Origin of the sequence: Sphingobacterium arenae, assembly GCF_014692505.1 — a bacterium.
Taxonomy (GTDB): Bacteria; Bacteroidota; Bacteroidia; order Sphingobacteriales; family Sphingobacteriaceae; genus Sphingobacterium; species Sphingobacterium arenae.
In genome coordinates, this window is sequence record NZ_JACNYK010000001.1 from 1,070,179 (window position 1) to 1,087,724 (window position 17,546).

The 17,546-nt window shown below is 44.7% G+C and carries 10 protein-coding genes; all 10 read left to right on the plus strand.

Annotated elements, in window-relative coordinates; translation table 11 throughout:
- The first annotated feature begins 7 nt into the window (after positions 1 to 7).
- Positions 8 to 1,495: a RagB/SusD family nutrient uptake outer membrane protein gene (locus tag H8B17_RS03955; RefSeq protein WP_190307839.1), complete on the plus strand. Its 1,488-nt coding sequence runs from the start codon at positions 8 to 10 to the stop codon at positions 1,493 to 1,495.
- Positions 1,496 to 1,514: 19 nt separating this feature from the next.
- Positions 1,515 to 3,164 (plus strand): fasciclin domain-containing protein, encoded by a 1,650-nt coding sequence (locus tag H8B17_RS03960; protein WP_190307840.1) that lies wholly within the window; start codon positions 1,515 to 1,517, stop codon positions 3,162 to 3,164.
- A gap of 18 nt (positions 3,165 to 3,182) precedes the next feature.
- The gene (locus H8B17_RS03965; protein ID WP_190307841.1) at positions 3,183 to 4,631 is read left to right on the plus strand and encodes a fasciclin domain-containing protein; all 1,449 of its coding nucleotides are present in this window, start codon (positions 3,183 to 3,185) and stop codon (positions 4,629 to 4,631) included.
- A gap of 9 nt (positions 4,632 to 4,640) precedes the next feature.
- On the plus strand, positions 4,641 to 7,841 hold the full coding sequence (locus H8B17_RS03970) for a SusC/RagA family TonB-linked outer membrane protein (protein ID WP_190307842.1): 3,201 nt from the start codon (positions 4,641 to 4,643) through the stop codon (positions 7,839 to 7,841).
- Positions 7,842 to 7,863: 22 nt separating this feature from the next.
- Positions 7,864 to 9,627, plus strand: a complete 1,764-nt coding sequence (locus tag H8B17_RS03975) for a RagB/SusD family nutrient uptake outer membrane protein (protein ID WP_223816354.1) — start codon at positions 7,864 to 7,866, stop codon at positions 9,625 to 9,627.
- Positions 9,628 to 9,701: 74 nt separating this feature from the next.
- Positions 9,702 to 11,246 carry a right-handed parallel beta-helix repeat-containing protein gene (locus tag H8B17_RS03980; protein WP_190307843.1) on the plus strand — a complete coding sequence of 515 codons (1,545 nt, stop codon included), beginning with the start codon at positions 9,702 to 9,704 and terminating at the stop codon, positions 11,244 to 11,246.
- Between the two features lie 21 nt (positions 11,247 to 11,267).
- Complete coding sequence (locus tag H8B17_RS03985) at positions 11,268 to 11,918, plus strand: hypothetical protein (RefSeq protein WP_190307844.1); 651 nt, start codon at positions 11,268 to 11,270, stop codon at positions 11,916 to 11,918.
- Between the two features lie 148 nt (positions 11,919 to 12,066).
- Positions 12,067 to 12,648, plus strand: a complete 582-nt coding sequence (locus H8B17_RS03990) for an RNA polymerase sigma factor (RefSeq protein WP_190307845.1) — start codon at positions 12,067 to 12,069, stop codon at positions 12,646 to 12,648.
- 73 nt (positions 12,649 to 12,721) lie between these two features.
- Positions 12,722 to 13,915, plus strand: a complete 1,194-nt coding sequence (locus H8B17_RS03995; protein ID WP_190307846.1) for a FecR family protein — start codon at positions 12,722 to 12,724, stop codon at positions 13,913 to 13,915.
- 183 nt (positions 13,916 to 14,098) lie between these two features.
- Complete coding sequence (locus tag H8B17_RS04000; RefSeq protein WP_190307847.1) at positions 14,099 to 17,542, plus strand: TonB-dependent receptor; 3,444 nt, start codon at positions 14,099 to 14,101, stop codon at positions 17,540 to 17,542.
- Positions 17,543 to 17,546 lie beyond the last annotated feature (4 nt).

The following is a 17,546-nucleotide window of genomic DNA, read 5'->3' on the forward strand; positions in this document are numbered from 1 at the left end:
GATAGTAATGATACATATATTCAAAAAATCAATCCCTGCCTTGGCTCTTGCGTTGTTGAGTTTCAGTTCCTGTGATAAATGGCTGGATTTAAAGCCACAGGAAGGTGTCGTGGCAGAAGACTATTGGAAGACGAAGGAACAGGTGCGGTCTGCGGTCAACGGACTTTATATCTCTTTAATTACGAGTTCCTTAACGCAGGAGCTGTTTATGCATGGCGAAATCCGCACCGATATGATCGAGGTGAGTACTTTTGCGACACAGGCCTATACAGAATATCGGTTTTCGGATATGTTGTCTACCAATTCCTTTAGTAACTGGAGAACGTTTTATCGGATGATTAATTATTGTAATAACGTGATCGACAATGCACCCGATGTCAAAGCTGTGGATCCTACATTGAAACAAGCGGAATTGGATGCTTATATCGGGGAGGCACTCGCGATACGCGCTTGGATGTACCTCAACTTGGCACGTATCTGGGGCGATGTGCCGATTAAACTGAATTATACGGCCTCTGATGAAGACTTAGCATCGATTGCCAAATCATCGCAAAGCGAGGTGTTGAAAGCCGTCGTGGCAGACTTGGTTCGTGCCGAACCGATGGTACACGAAACGTTCGGGACTACGGCTGCAGATAAAGGAAAGATTACTCGTTATACCGTAAACGCGCTGCTGGCGGACGCTTATCTTTGGCAGGATGAGTACCAGAAAGCGGCAGATGCTTGCGACGAGATTATCGAGGCCGGTGTATTTGAACTGGTGTCGGGCGACCCATCGACCTGGATAAATGAGCTATTCGGACAAGGAAATTCCGTGGAAGGGATTTTTGAATTGCAATATGATCGGCAGCAGCTGAATCCATTTTATACACTGTTCCGACAAAATGCGCTCTATACCGCAGGACAAAACGTGTATGAAGATTTATTTCAATTTGATGCCACTGATCCCGAAAATTTTGATGTGCGTGGCGATCGGGGAGCGTTATCGACCGCGACCAATATGATTTACAAGTACCACGCTTTTAGCCGTACGCAAACCAAATCGCTGGAAGACTCCTATACCCATTGGATCGTTTACCGTTATGCAGATGTGCTCTTGATGAAAGCGGAAGCACTGAACGGTTTGAACCGTGGACAAGAAGCCCTAGACCTGATTTATACCATCCGGGAACGAGGAAATGCGATGCAAGGAACGGATTTGGATCCCGGAGCGGATGATGAGCAGGGAATTACCGATTTTATTGTCGCAGAGCGTGCTCGCGAATTCGCTTATGAAGGAAAGCGCTGGTTTGATGTACTACGCAACGCCCGTCGGAATAATTACGCCCGCTTGGATTTGATCACAGGTATGATCGTGAACTATGCGCCGGCAGATCGACAACAGGCGATGCTGGGGAAATACCGGGATGTAAATAGCCATTACTTGCCTATTTACTATATGGAAATACAACGCAGTGGTGGCGTATTGGAACAGAACGCTTTTTATGGAAACTAAAGATAGGAGAACGATGACGATGAGAAAAATATTAAAATTGAGTATCAGTCTAAGCCTATGGACAGGACTGTTTATGATGTTATTTTCTTGTACCAAGGAGAATTTTACGGAGACTACAGACACGAGCCCCAATATTAACCGTTTTTTGGCGGAACACGAAGATTATAGCCTTTTTGCCGAAGCACTTAGACAGGCTGGGGCAGCCTCCTATCTGGATGCTTGGGGAACATATACCGTGTTTGCACCGAATAACAGCGCGATGCAAACTTTTTTACAAAGCGAGGGAAAAGGTAGCGTGGGTGATCTCTCGGAGAGCGACGTGAAGGATCTGGTTAACCTGCATATCGTGCAGGATACCGTTTCGACAGGGCAGTTTCGGGATGGCAAGATTCAGCGGAACTCTGTTTTTGGGATGTTTATAACCACCGCTGTGCAAAATATTGACGGGGAATCCTATTTCGTCCTCAATAAAGAGTCGAAGATCATTATGCCCAATATTCGAACAGGGAATGGCGTGGTGCATGGTATCGACAAGGTATTTACGAAGGTGACGAATACGGTCATGCAGGAAATCGAAGCCGACCCAAATTTAAGTCTTTTTGCAGAGGCTTTGCACCTAACCGGTTTGGATGCCTTGCTCAATCAACGGGTAGCCGAAGAATTTTTCTCGGTACTGGCGGTGAGCAATACGGCTTTTGCACAGCGAGGTTTCAACACCATACAGGATTTAGTTGATGAGTACAATCATACGGGAAATCCGAAAAATCCAGAGGATAGCTTGTATATGCATATCGCATACCACATCTTACCCGACTTGAAATATGTATCCGATTTGGCCTTCTCCAGCTCACATACCACACAGGTACCACGGGAAGTATTGCTCGTTAAAGTGGATCGGGAAAAAATCCTGCTGAATGAGGAAGAATGGCTAGGTGAGTTGGAAGAAGGAGCGGAGGTAGACCGGGAAGCAAGTGACAATACGACTGTTAATGGTGTGTTGCATTATATTAAAGACGATATCTATATCAAACAACGGCAGCCGTTCCGCGTAGATTGGGATCCGGCGGATCAACCGGAGCTTAAAGTGGCGGGAGTCTATGGTAGAGGAGAATTAAGTTTTCCAGATGAAGCTTTTTTTAGAGATATAACATGGCCAAACACCAGTGCTAATAATTCGCCGTATTACAATGGTGTTGCAAGTGGAAGTTTCGGTGGTGCCGTTAATGGAGATTATATAGAATTTTACCTTAGAGCCTCGGTAATTCCTTGGGTTGAGTTGAAGACACCTGTAGTTGTGAGAGGACGCTACAAGGTTTGGGTAGGTTGGCGAACAAGAACGGATGATGGAGGGAATACGATTCGAACTTTTATCAATGGAAAGGAATTATCTCGGACACTGAATAATGGGGAGTACAGGATACGTACGTTACCTGAACGGGAATTGGAAGCATTGGGGTATAAAAAGCATGTATCCGCTAATGCCAATAATTACAACTGTAAAATGGTAGGTATTGTGGATATCGATATCACCGATAGGCAAACACTGAGGTTTGAGTGTAGTACAAACGCCAGAGCAAGATTCGACCTGGATTTTATCCAATTTATTCCAATCGATCAGGAGCAGATCTATCCGCAGTTTGATGAACAAGGCAATGCTGTTTATCCGTAAACCCTAATGATGAAGATAATGAAAAAACACGATATACTAACGCCAGTAATAGGATTGATTTGTATGCTATTGCTACAGGTCAGCTGCTCCGATCCATGGGATGAACATGCCCGGGATAACGAGGGACTGACAAACGAACCGCTATTGGAACGGTTGGAGAAAGAACCGGAATCAAGCGAATTTATGAAGTTGCTACATGCATCAGGCGTAGACAAAACGTTGGATGGGAACAATGCCTACACCGTCTTTGTACCCGAGAACAGCCGAATACAGGCTGTATCCTCTTCGCTGCAAAATGATGCGGAAGCCTTAGACCGCTTTGTGAAAAACCATATTGCCGTATCCACCCACCGCTTGAATGCCTCGGCGGATACGGTCCGCCTGACTATGCTCAGCGGAAAGACCTTAGATTTCGTAAACAGTGAAATTGATGGCGCAGCTTTTAGCAAGTCGAACCAAGCAGGAGCTGATGGCATGTATCATGTTATTACGGACGCATTGATACCTCGGCAGAGCTTATGGGAATATATGAGCGATCACAACGATGAACTGCAAAATGCGTTTATTTTAAGCTTGAACGAATATAACTTATACGATACAGCGGTTGTGGAAGATCCAGCAGATTATTATTTAAACAACGAGTTTTTGCGAAATGTGGGTGATATGCGGGATGAGAATCAGCGTTTTACCTATTTTGTCTTGAAGGACGCTGATTTTACAGCAGAGGTAGAGCAGTTTTTACCCTACGTAAACTACCGTAACCATGCTGATTCCTCGTATGCTATTGGCCAGTACGAAATTGTAAAAGATATGCTTTTTAAGCAGGCATACAGCAAGGACAATCTACCGGCTATGCTGCTGAGTGCATCGAATGTACCGTTCCCCGTAGATAAATCGGCTATTAGCCAATCGGTGCGATTGAGCAACGGCTGGGTACATATTTTGGATAGAGCGACACTGCCTGTTGTTAATAAGCTCGTCGATACCTATGTACAAGGGGAGGAGCCTAGCCGCTTTTCCGAATCTGTTACCGCGAGTACTTTCCATCGGATACGGAAAGACCCTTACGGTGAGTTTTTTAAGGATATCATGGTGCAAAATCATAAAGTATCCAGTTTGTCTATATTTTATAACCTGCCACGAATGTATAGTACTACCTACGATGTGTATTGGAGAGCTTTGAATGATATACAGAACAATGTGTTTCAACAGCGTGTTGGCGTTTTCGAATTTAATCCACGACCTAGCGAAGAGGATCCGGAAATACCAGTTCATGCACAAATTTTTCAATTCCCCTATACCAACGTGGAGCAAAATGACTACAACGAGGTCTATCTAGGAGAGTTTACATTGGAAGAATATGATCGAATTCTCACTGTACTGCAAGGGGCCGCAACTACTGATGAGGGAATTAACACCCTGGTGCTGGATTATCTACGCTTCGTGCCGAAACTAAAAACCAACTAAACCAATTAGATGATGCAATTAATATATAAACTATTTATTGGCGGTGCGGCATTAGCCACATCCATGTCGGTCGGGACGTTACAGGCAGGATCGGGAGCACCGTTCGTAAAACTGGAAATAACAACGGGGGCTGTTCAGGAAGTAACAATTTCGGGAACCGTTCGGGCGGCAGATAGTGGTGCACCGGTGGTAGGGGCTAACGTGCAGGTGATCGGATTCTCCGCAGCCATTACCGAAGATGACGGAACGTTTTCCCTCAAATTACCGTCGCCGACGGCTAAAATAACCATCAATGCACCCGGTTATCAGGAGAAAATCGTATTTGCAAAAGCCAGAGAATTGAATTTGGAGATTTGGTTATATGAGGACGGCTATAACCCTATCCGGCAGGAAGCGATCTTGTTTAATGAGAAACAAAGTGTCTTGTCGCATGCTACCGCCGTACAGACCGTGGATTTGGGGAAATATCAATGGAAAACGACGTCCAACGATAATACTGCACAATTTCTGCAAGGAAAAATTGCCGGTTTAAATGTGGTGCGCAATTCGGGGACGACCAATACCGGAGCAAATCTGAGCCTTCGGGGGATCAACTCGTTTTACGGTACGTCCAAACCGCTTTTGGTGGTAGACGGCGTGCTCTACGATGATGAGGATTATAGTGCCGACCTACTCGCTAATTACAGCGAATCGGGCCTGGCAAATATCGATGTGAAAGATATTGATAACATCTCCGTGTTAAAAGATGGATCGGCACTATATGGTACAAAAGGTGGCAACGGGGTGATCTTTATTACGACCTCCCGTGCGAAAGAGCTGGCGACACGGATTGATTTTCTGGCGACGACCGGTTTTAATAACAGGCCGAAGAACCTGCCGTTGCTGGATAGTAGAGGCCATCGAACTTACCTGTCGGAATTGCTGAGTACGCAGGGATTGGGAGCGGATTCTATTGGACGGTTGCCCTATTATCGGCTAGATTCGGAAAATACGGAGCGCTATAGCTATATGAATGAAACCGATTGGCAATCGGAAGTCATGGATCACAGTATCAACCAAAATTATTACCTTAAAGTGGCGGGAGGTGATAATATCGCGCAATATGCACTATCTGCGGGCTATACCAACGATCGAGGTGTTTTGAAGTACGATAACTTTACCCGTTATAACATGCGCCTCAACGGCGACTTGACATTATCCGAAAAGTTTACCGTGCAGAGCAACCTGTCCTTTTTCTATAATCGGCAGGATATTCGAAACCAAGGGGTGGACTCGCATTCCAGCCCGTTATACCAGTCGCTGATCAAATCACCTTTCTTGGCACCCTATGGTTTTGATGAGCAAGGCAATATGTCGCCAGTATTTGCAGATGTGGATGTCTTTAATCAGAGTAATCCGGCGGTGTTGGTTAGTGAGAACACGATAGGACAGAACCAGAGTTACCGTTTTGTCGGGAATTTACATTTCAACTATCAGTTTAATGAACGTTACGCTTTGCGTACAATTGCTGGATTGGTGTACGATAAGGGTCGGGAGAATTTTTTCCTACCGGAACTAGGCGTGTTTTCCGAAGAGCAACCGACGGCAGAGATACGGAACGAAGCGGGGATTCAGAACCGTAAACTTTTTGCATTGTTTAACGACACGTACTTTAGTGCGAACAATACCTTCGGGGCAAATCACCGGTTAAGCAACCGGATTGGCTTCCGTTTACAGCAGCGCAACGCGGAATATGATTATGGTTTGGCGTTTAATACGGCAAATGACAATTATGTGAACGTAACGGGTGGAAGTAACCTGTTGCGTCAGATCCGCGGTGGTTTTGGGAATGCAAATTGGGTAAATGCCTACATGTCGCATAATTATGCGTATAAGGAGCGCTATCTATTGCGTTGGGATGCCGCTCTCGACGGTTCCTCGCGTTTTGGTAACGAGGCTCGTCGAGGAACCTTGAAGCTAGGTAAGGATGCCTTTGCCTTGAATACAGCGCTCCACGCGGCTTGGGTGGTTTCGGCAGAAGACTTTTTCCGTACGGATGCTATTAATCTCTTGAAATTACGAGCTTCTTATGGTATATCCGGAAATGATGACATTGGCGACTATGCTGCACGGACCTATTATATTTCCCAAAATTTTCTGGGCATACAAGGACTTATCCGGGGCAATATCGGAAATCCGGCCCTGCAATGGGAACGTGCCTTCAAAACCAATCTAGGACTTGATCTGTCGATAGCAAAAGAAAGGGTAAATATATTGTTGGATCTCTATAACCACCGTTTCAAAGACATAATTACCTATCAAGCACTTTCGGCACAGACAGGTATGGATCTCGCCTTTACGAATGGGGCAGCGATGCAGAATAACGGATTGGATTTGAACATCACAGGACGGCTAATCAACAAACCGAATATGAAGTGGGATATGGGGCTACAACTGGCGACCTATCGGAATAAAGTGTTGACGCTGCCGGACGGTGCCTTTGAGACGACGTATTATGGTGCCCGCATGATTACCGAAGAGGGAGGTGCGGCCAACCAGTTTTACGGCTTACAGACCTATGGTGTATTCGCTACGGCACGTGACGCGGCGAATACGGGTTTGAGCAGACGATTAACGGATGGTAGTTTGTTGCCTTTTGAAGCGGGAGATGTGCATTTCGTGGATCAAAATGGCGATAATATCATCGACGAAAAGGATCGGGTCGTGATCGGTAACCCGAATCCGAATTGGTTCGGTTCGTGGCATACGACGCTACGCTACAAACGTTTTTCGATGCATGCACTGTTTACCTATTCACTGGGTAATGATGTATATAATGCAACACGCCATCGACTGGAAAGCGTATCCGACTACCATAACCAAAGCATCGCGGCGAATTACCGTTGGAAAGAGGAAGGGCAGGTTACGGATATGCCGCGGGCAAATTGGGGTGATCCGTTGAATAACGCCGAGTTCTCCGATCGCTGGATAGAAGATGGCTCGTACCTGCGCTTGCGCACGATCAATTTTGGTTACCATATACCGGTTAATCACGATATCCTGAAATCATTTGATGCTTTTCTGACGGTCAACAACCTGTTTACGGTGTCTAGGTATTTAGGATACGACCCGGAGTTTAGTGCGAATAGCTCGATCTATAGCCAAGGTATCGATATCGGTATGACACCGCAATTTAGGACAATACAGGTGGGAATTAAGGCTGGGTTTTAGGATAATAGTTAAAAGAGTGAACATGAAAACGAGAAAAATGAAACGTATTACGATATATGGACTGTATGCTGCACTAGCATGCTTGACGTTCTCTTCCTGCAGTAAATTTCTCGAGGTAGAACCGAAGGAAGTGTTGGTCAAAGAACAGATGTATCGAAATATATACGACGCCGACGCAGCCGTTATTGGCATCTATGGTAAGCTATTGTCATTAGCGGAGCAGCACATCCTATGGAATGAACTGCGTGCCGATTTACTGACCGTAACCAACCGAGCAAACCCGTATTTAAAGGAAATCAATACCAACGATGTGGGCGCCATCAGTGTTGATAATCCCTATGCTAATCCACGTAAGTTTTATGAGGTGATCCTCAACTGCAACGACGTGCTGACGAATTTTCAGGTTATGCGGGCGGAGAATAAATTTACGCCGGAAGAGTATAACCAACGCTATTCGGATATCATGGCGGTGCGGAGCTGGGTATACCTGCAATTGGGGATACATTTCGGACGTGTACCCTATATCACTGATCCGTTGGAAGACACCGATGCAGTATTGGATAAAGACAAATATCCACTCTTGGAGTTTGAGCAATTGCTGACGAAGCTTATTGCCGATATGGAAGCTGTTCCGTATAAGTTGCTGTATTCGGATACGGAGTCGTTGATGTTCAATGTGGATGGCTACACGATGGAACGTTTTTATATCAATAAGCAGGCGTTATTGGGCGATTTGCATTTGTGGAATAACGATTATCAGAAAGCGGCGGAATATTATAAGCTGGTGATGACCAGCTATGATAATCTCGGAAACGACGGCTATCGTTACGATCGGTACAAGATTAAATGGGCAGAGATATCAACCAATAATGATATTGCTGTTGGGTATTTACGCTACCGAGAACAAGACGTGCGTACGTTGATCAACAGCAAAACACAGGGCTGGCGCTCGATGTTTTCCCGTTCGCAGGATGAGCTGTGGAATACGGAGTGGGTGTGGACCTTGCCCTTTAACAGTAATTTTAATCCGCAGAACCCTTTCATTCGTTTGTTTGCGGCTAATGGGGGCGATCACTTGCTAAAGCCAAGTCAAGAATCGTTGGATCTATGGGGTAATCAAACCCAGCGCAACGGCGTGCCTTATGACGCGCGACGGGATTTATCGGTATCGATGATCGGACAGGAGGGCGTCGTGACAAAATATACCGACGAGTTCTCGGATATCGAAACCATGTTGCCAATCGATAAATTTCAGCGCGGGGGTAAATGGCATCTTTATCGGGCAGCGAAATTGCATTTGCGCTTTGCCGAGGCTGCTAATCGGGATGGGCATCATAAATTGGCGGTAGGACTGTTGAATAACGGTGTGGGGCGGATATATGACGATCCCAATCAGTCCGATAAAACGGATGTACAACAAACGCATTTGCCGTTTCCATATGATTTCGATGCACGTAATGGGAACAATCCACGTTATCGCGCCACTTGGCACCGAAATGATGGTCTTCGGGGAAGAGCTTATCTCACCTTTCGGGAAATCAATCCGACAGATAGCTTGACCCAAGTAGAAGATTACCTGATCGAAGAAGCGGCTTTAGAGATGGCGTTTGAAGGCAGTCGTTGGGAGGATTTGGTGCGAATAGCGATACGTCGTAACGATCCATCCTTCTTAGCCGATAAAATTTACGAAAAATTAAGCAAGGAAGGCCATCCACAGGCAGATGCTGTCCGCAGCAAGTTGATGAACCGCGAGAACTGGTATTTGCCGTTTAACTGGGAACAGTGATTAATTGTTAATCGTTAATGACGAGTAACTAAGTGAGATGATGACAAGGTGATGAGGTCTAAAAAACTACAATAATGAAGAAATATATTTATCTTTTTTTAATGATGTTGTTTACCATTGGTTTTTCGGTGTCGGCGCGCACATATTACATCGCTGTGGACGGCGATGATAACCAAGAGGGGACAAAATCAGCTCCTTTTGCGACACTGAACAAGGCGCAATCACTGGTGCAATCTGGAGATACGGTATACTTCCGAGGAGGAACGTACAAAATTAAGCCCGAACAGATTATGACGCCTACCAGTGGAGGGATATGGGCACATGTATTCGATATGAGTAAAAGCGGGGCGAGTGAAAACCAACGCATACATTATTTCGGGTACGAAGGTGAACGCCCCATATTCGATATGTCTGACGTGAAACCGGCCGATCGTCGGGTAATTGTCTTTTACGTCAGTGGTTCCAATCTCCATTTTAAAAACTTTGAAGTGATCGGCACACAAGTGACTATTGTGGGACATACGCAGTCGGAATGCTTCCGTAACGATGGGGGGAACAATAATATCTATGAAAACCTCGCCATGCATGACGGTATGGCGATCGGATTCTATTTGGTGAGAGGATCCAATAACCTCGTTTTAAACTGTGATGCTTACAACAACTGGGATTATATCTCCGATGGTGGCCGTGGAGGGAACGTTGACGGATTTGGTGGGCATCCGACGAATGCCACGAGTACCGGTAATGTGTTTCGTGGTTGCCGGGCGTGGTGGAACAGCGACGATGGCTTCGATTTAATCAGTGCTTACACCGCTTATACGATTGAAAACTGTTGGGCATTTTATAATGGTTATAAACCGGGAACTTTTGAAACTGCGGGAGATGGAACCGGTATAAAAGCAGGAGGCTATGGTATGGGAGAGAATGCGGACGCACCATCGGCGATCCCGATGCATGTTGTCCGGAATAATATTGCCTTTCAAAATCGTAACCAGGGGTTGTATGCGAATCACCATCTTGGTGGAATCCTATGGGAAAACAATACAGGTTATAGAAACCCTTCTAATTTTAATATGCTGACCCGTAAGTCTAGGGAAGAGGCTGTTGATGTAGATGGATATGGACATATTATCCGCCATAACCTATCCTATAGCCCGCGTACCGCCGGGCAACATATCGTGAATGTAAATCAGGAACTTTCTCAAATAAGCAATAACTCTTTTCTACCGGTGAATATGGAAGTAACGGCAAACGATTTTATGAGTTTGGATGAGGCTCAGCTTTTGTGGCCGCGGCAGTCTGATGGTAGTTTACCAGATATTGATTTCTTGAAATTAAAGACGAGTAGTACATTTTATGCCGCTGGGATGGGCTATTTCTATACACCCTTGGGTAGTGCCGTTTCGTATGAGTGGATTGAAGAACCGACCATTGTCGTTGAGCATCATGTGGCGCGGATCGTCGGGAATGGTGCGGGACGTTTTAACAGCTTTTTTGTCAACGGTACACGGACTCCGTTTAATACGGGACGAGTAGACTTAACGACGTATGAAGGGGAGGTGGATCTACGTGCGGTTACCGCAAGTGGCGATGTGATCCGATTGAAAATAACAAAGTAAGGGGGATAGGATAAGATAATTATGAAAAATAGTACAGATAGACACTTTATCATGCTTTTGCTGTTGTGCGGAAGTATATGGACAGCTTGCGAAAAAGAGAAAGCGGTACCGCTACAGGCGCTGGAGCTGGATAAAAATAATATCGAAATTCTGGAAAATTACACGTCAACCGTAGAAGTTATAAGTGGTAACGGAGATTATACCGTTTCAGAGCCCTCGCTGGTCGAAGTGGAGGTGAACGGGAATACGATTACGTTTACCGCGACGGAAAATTATGGTGAGGAGCGTCTATTCATCATGGATGGGACAGGGAGAAAAGCAGCGGTGGATGTCAAAGTAATTCCCGCGGTACTCAGCGCGGACGATCCCCGCTTTTATTGGGATGGATTGGTTGAACTGGAGCAGGCTAACCAGTGGAGTACAACGGTTATGGAAAATAAGATTGCCGCAACCAATATCACCGAAAAGAAGCAATTTGTACTGTCGTGGAATGGCGAGTTTGCAATCGGTGTAAAGCCAAGGGCAACACTTCGTATAATAGATGATGAAGGTAAACAGGATATCAGTTTGACGAAACTGGAAATCCTGGCAATCGATAGAAGTAAAAATTTATGTACGATTGTTTTCTATAAAGATAGACAGAAGGGCGAAGTGGTGTTCGTGTTGCCGTAATCTGGTATGGCGAGGCATGACGCTACAGGATAGTTTCTTGCGTATAAAATACTACACTTGTCTATGAACCTATAGTGAACTGCATTTTATTAAACCGTTATGGTTCACAAGGAGATGTTTAGTTTATTTTTAACGCGTTACGTTTGGTATGGCTTTACCTCCAGTAGATCCCGAGACTATCTGCCGCTTAAAGCATGGCGATGAGGCAGCATTTGAGGCGGTTTTTAATCGGTATCATACGTTGTTATATCAGTTTGCGCTGAGTTACGTAAAGTCCGAGGAGCAGGCGAAAGAGATCACACAGGAAGCGTTTATCCAACTTTGGACAAATCGCGATAAGCTTTCGCCAGCGCTGCCTTTATACCCTTATCTGTTCACCCATGTGCGGAGAGCAACAATAGACGCCTTTCGAAAGCATGCGATCGCGACCCGCTATGTACAAGACTACATGCATTCTGGTCGTGATTACCACGAGGAGACAGAAGCTTATCTCGGCTGGAAAGAACTGAAAGAGCTGACCGATTCTGCTATAGATAACCTTCCGGAACATCAACGACGTGTTTTCGTGATGAGCCGGTTTGAAGGATTAAGTTATGAACAGATATCCGATGATTTAGGTATTTCCAAGCATACCGTGAAATATCATCTCATGCGTGCACTGAAAACATTAAAAAGGGTCTTGGCACATTACGAGATCTCCTGTACAATCCTATTTTATTTTTTTTTATAAAATTTTATTTTTTTCACTACCCGTTTTTCGTGTTCGTTCGTTTACCTGTATGTAAACCGGCAAGCTAACGACGATGGATGAACAACGTGTACTGTATTTATTGAGGGGGTATATACAAAATAGGCTCTCCAATCGTGAAAAAATCGAACTATCGGAAATTATGAAATCCGATGGAGACAACCCACTATTGGGCGAGCTGATGGAAGAAGTCTTTGCCGAACATCGACATACAATAAAGGATTCCAGTACGCCCTCTTCGCAGATGTGGCAGGCTATACTAAACGATGCTCGTTTTTTTGCAAACGAGGAAAGAACAATAAACCGAAAATCTTTTTTATCTACATGGTATTATCTGGCTGGTGCAGCTGCTTGTATATTGGTCGGTTATACTATTTACTTTTTTCAGCAAGGGATCGAAATGCCCAACAGGGGCGACGAGATACTGATCACGACTACCGAAAAGGCCATTACACCCGGACGTGAACAGGCTACACTGACCCTACCCGGTGGAAAAGTGGTCGCGCTAGATTCGTTAAAAGAAGGCACTTCCTTGCAAGGAGAAGGTTTTACACTGCGTTTTGAAGATGGACAGATAAAGACAGATGGAGCGAACGATCAACTGTTGTCGGCAACAACCACCTTACGGACACCTCACGGAGGCGAATATCAGACACGATTATCAGACGGTACTTCCGTATGGCTAAATGCGGGTTCCTCGATAACTTATCCGCTTGTTTTCCATACAGACAAACGAGAAGTCACTATAACGGGGGAAGTGTTTTTTGATGTAGAGAAAGACCGAAACAAACCTTTTGTGGTGCATGCGGAAGAAACATCCATTACCGTGCTCGGGACGAGCTTTAATGTGTCGGCGTATCCCGAAGATATGGCTATTCGCACGACGCTCATCGAAGGTAGTGTCCGTATGCAAAAGGGCCAAAAAGTAAAAAATTTACTGCCGGGGCAACAAGCCCTTGTTCAGAAGGGAGAATCTAACGATATAACCGTTCAGACGGTGGATATAGAGGAAGCCATTGCCTGGAAAAATGGATATTTCTATTTTCATAAAGAAGATATCCAAAGCGCGATGAAAAAGATAGGACGTTGGTATAATGTCGAGGTGAAATACGAAGGGGAACTTCCAGATAGAGGACTCGACGGTACGATATCGAGAATGGAAGATCTGCGACAGCTGCTGGATGCCTTGGAATTGACAGGCGCTGCTCAATTTTCATTAGAAGAAAGGAGGATTATTGTAAGAAAATAAAGTTACTACATCACAGCAGGCAGTAAAAATACATTGGGAGTGCGGACACACCCCCAATGAGAAATAAAGCTTGCTTTCATTAGTTTTTGCGTTTAACCAATATAAAAGCTTTACCAAATGTATAAAAAAATACCTATAAGAAGGTTCAGGACAGAATATCGCCTGAGCAACAGATTTATTTTGATGATGAAACTAATCGTATTCCTAACTTTGCTGAATATACATTCGGTGGTAGCCACCGGCTATACCCAGCGAATAACAATCGCCAGCAAACAAATATTACTTGAGGATGTGTTTCGCGAAATTCGAAAGCAGAGCGGCTACAATATTATCGTCGGTACACAACTACTCAACGAACAGCAGAAAATCGATTTAAATCTGCAGAATGCGACCATCGAAGAAGCCCTGCACCAAAGTTTGAAAGGGCAGCCATTATCGTATGAAATTAGAACGAAAAATATTATTATTAAGCCGGCTCCATCTGTAAAGGAAAAACAAGAAAGATTGTTACAGGGACAGGTGCGTGACGAACAAGGACAGCCAGTTATCGGAGCGTCTATCACCATCAAGGGTGACCTTGGAAAATCGACCAAAACGAATGATCGAGGTATATTTTCATTGGAAGTAGCGCAGGGACAAATAATAACGGTCTCCTTTGTTGGTTTTGAAAAACAGGAAATCGGCATACGCAATCAGCAACATCTACAGATAACATTGTTGCAGGAACAGACAGGCTTGGATGAAGTTGTTGTTATTGGCTACGGCACGCAGAAACGATCGAATGTGATTGCTCCTGTATCGACAATGCAAGCAGACGGTATAGAGGAGCGCCCAATTACCCGGGTGGACCAAGCGCTGGTTGGGCAGATGGCGGGTGTCCACGTCAAACAGACAACCGGCGTTCCAGGAAAAGGGTTTAGCGTCCAGGTAAGGGGTTCGGGTTCCATAACCGCAGGACGAGAACCGTTATATGTATTAGACGGTTTTCCGCTCGCTGTAAATAGTCAAAACTCGAATGGAGGATATACCAATGGAAATCCATTAGACAATATCAACCCCAATGATATTGAATCTATTCAGGTACTAAAAGATGCATCAGCGGCAGCCATCTATGGTTCAAGGGCTTCTAATGGGGTTGTGTTAATCACCACGAAACAAGGAAAAGCGGGTGTGCCTAAAATAAATGTTAATGCGTTTAGTGGCATATCCAAAGCGACCAAAAAGATTGATCTTTTAAGTGGAGAAGAATGGATGGCTCGGGCAACCGAAGTTATCAATGCACAATGGGAGGCATCCGGTCCTGGTAGATCTGCTTTGCAGAGCACCGAAGAACGAAGGCAGATATTAGGGCTTGGCGAGGGAGCATTTAATACCCAATATATGTTAGATGATCGATGGGCCATACCCGGGCATCCAGGTTTAACAATTATCGATTGGCAAGATGAATTATTTAGAACAGCACATAGTAATAACTTACAGTTAAGTGTGAGTGGTGGAACCGATGTGGTGAAGTATTATATTTCCGGAAATTATGCCGATCAAGAAGGTACAATTATAAATCAGCGATATAGACCGATATCGGGTAGAGCGAATGTGGAGGTCCGACCAACCAAAAAAATGCTATTGGGGATGAATATTGCACCAACCTACTCTGAACTCCATGAACCGGGGCATGGAGGGGGATCGACAGAGGGTAAAGATGCCTTCCTTCATCGATCGCTCATTTTTAGTCCTGTCGCCGAAGCGTATATGGGATCGGATGTTAATGCTTATAATAATGATAGTTACCGGTGGGGTACGCGAAACAACAGTTCGGCAGCGATTGCTCGTGAAACCATTGGTCTAACGAAAAACTTCCGTACGATTGCTTCTTTATTTGGAGAATATGAGCTGGTGAAAAATCTAAAGTTTAAGACCACATTAAATTTGGATCATACGGATGCGAGTACCAAGAAGTTTACACCGCACACGGTCAATGGAAACTTGACTACCCGAATGAATAATCCGGGAGAAGTCACACGTGGATCGTACGCTACTTATCGATTAAAAACATTTGTCAATGAAAATACCTTGACTTATAATGCACAACTCGAGGATGTACATGATATTTCTGCCTTGGCAGGATTTGCGTATAATCATACGTCGCTAGATGCGTCCAATATGGCATCTGCCGGAGGGTTTACCAATATTTATGTGACGACGCTGAATGGAGCAGCAGCAATCACGGGTAATACGACAGAAAATGAGAATACATTGCTTTCTTGGTTTGGCCGACTTCAGTATGCGTATGATTCCAAATATTTATTTTCCGCTAGTATTAGACGAGACGGCTCCTCGCGTTTTGGTGTTCGTTCGAAATGGGGGTGGTTTCCCTCGGCGTCTATCGGTTGGCGGGTTTCGGAGGAGGCTTTTATGCAAGATATAAAAGGGATAAGCGATCTTAAAATCCGCGGTAGCTGGGGGAAATCGGGGAATAACAATATTGGGGATTATACCAGTATATCCACGCTCGGAAACTTTAATTACAGTTTTGCAGGAACGCAAGTGGGTGGCCTAGCACCCGACATTATCGCTGATCCTAACCTGAGTTGGGAAAAATCCAATACATTCAATATCGGTGTCGATGCAGGATTTATCCAAAACCGAATTACGGCTAGCTTCGACTACTACAGTAAAAAAAACACAGATCTGTTATTGTATGTGCCTACGGTGGCGGCTTCGGGATTCCGAAACATGCTGACGAATATTGGGGCTGTTAAAAACAGGGGATGGGAAGTGGAATTGTCGACCAGAAACTTAACGGGTGCTTTCCAGTGGACAACTGCTTTCAATCTCAGTCATAACACCAACGAAATTCTTCAGTTGGGCAGAAATAACACGACTATAGAAGTCCCCTTACCTTCCAATTATAGCGGTGATGCTTTCACTATGCTCCAGGTGGGGCTTCCGATAAACAGTATTTACGTTATCCATAAAAATGGCATATTAACACAAGCAGACTTTGATAATGGAACGGCAATTGTTCCCGGTCAACAAATTGGCGACCCTAAATATGAAGACGTTAATAAAGATGGTGTTATTAATGCCGCAGACCGTCAAATATCAGGACAACCTAATCCAACGCACGTTTGGGGGATAACAAATAATTTTCGATATAAAAATTTCGACCTTTCCGTTTTGTTACAGGGACAGCGTGGAGGATCTATTTATTCCTTGCTAGGTCGTGCTATAGATGTAACGGGCGTGGTGTATACGGACAATCAATTGGGTATCCATCGAGATCGATGGACACAGGAGAATCCCGATCCATCTGCAGAACGGGGAAAAGCAGCATCGTCTAACTTTACGCCTGTCAACAATACAGATTGGCTCTATTCCACAAATTATTGGCGGGTGCGTAATATAACCGCCGGATACAATTTTAAATCTAGACAATCTTTTTTTGATTCGTTTCGGATATTCTTTACGATGGAGAATTGGTTTGGAAATGATAAATACTATGGTGGATATAACCCCGAAGCGGAAACTTCTAACGTCAGCGGCGATTCGAAATTTCCGATCGCAGCAGACTATGGTGGAATGTCACTTCCCAAGTCAATAGTTGCTGGTATTAATGTTACATTTTAAAAGA

Bases quoted from the DNA above. Each gene is read 5' to 3' on its own strand.
- H8B17_RS03975 (WP_223816354.1), top strand. From the start codon at position 7,864: ATGAAAACGAGAAAAATGAAACGTATTACGATATATGGACTGTATGCT.
- H8B17_RS03980 (WP_190307843.1), top strand. From the start codon at position 9,702: ATGAAGAAATATATTTATCTTTTTTTAATGATGTTGTTTACCATTGGT.
- H8B17_RS03955 (WP_190307839.1), top strand. From the start codon at position 8: ATGATACATATATTCAAAAAATCAATCCCTGCCTTGGCTCTTGCGTTG.
- H8B17_RS04000 (WP_190307847.1), top strand. From the start codon at position 14,099: ATGATGAAACTAATCGTATTCCTAACTTTGCTGAATATACATTCGGTG.
- H8B17_RS03990 (WP_190307845.1), top strand. From the start codon at position 12,067: ATGGCTTTACCTCCAGTAGATCCCGAGACTATCTGCCGCTTAAAGCAT.
- H8B17_RS03970 (WP_190307842.1), top strand. From the start codon at position 4,641: ATGATGCAATTAATATATAAACTATTTATTGGCGGTGCGGCATTAGCC.
- H8B17_RS03985 (WP_190307844.1), top strand. From the start codon at position 11,268: ATGAAAAATAGTACAGATAGACACTTTATCATGCTTTTGCTGTTGTGC.
- H8B17_RS03960 (WP_190307840.1), top strand. From the start codon at position 1,515: ATGAGAAAAATATTAAAATTGAGTATCAGTCTAAGCCTATGGACAGGA.
- H8B17_RS03965 (WP_190307841.1), top strand. From the start codon at position 3,183: ATGAAAAAACACGATATACTAACGCCAGTAATAGGATTGATTTGTATG.
- H8B17_RS03995 (WP_190307846.1), top strand. From the start codon at position 12,722: ATGGATGAACAACGTGTACTGTATTTATTGAGGGGGTATATACAAAAT.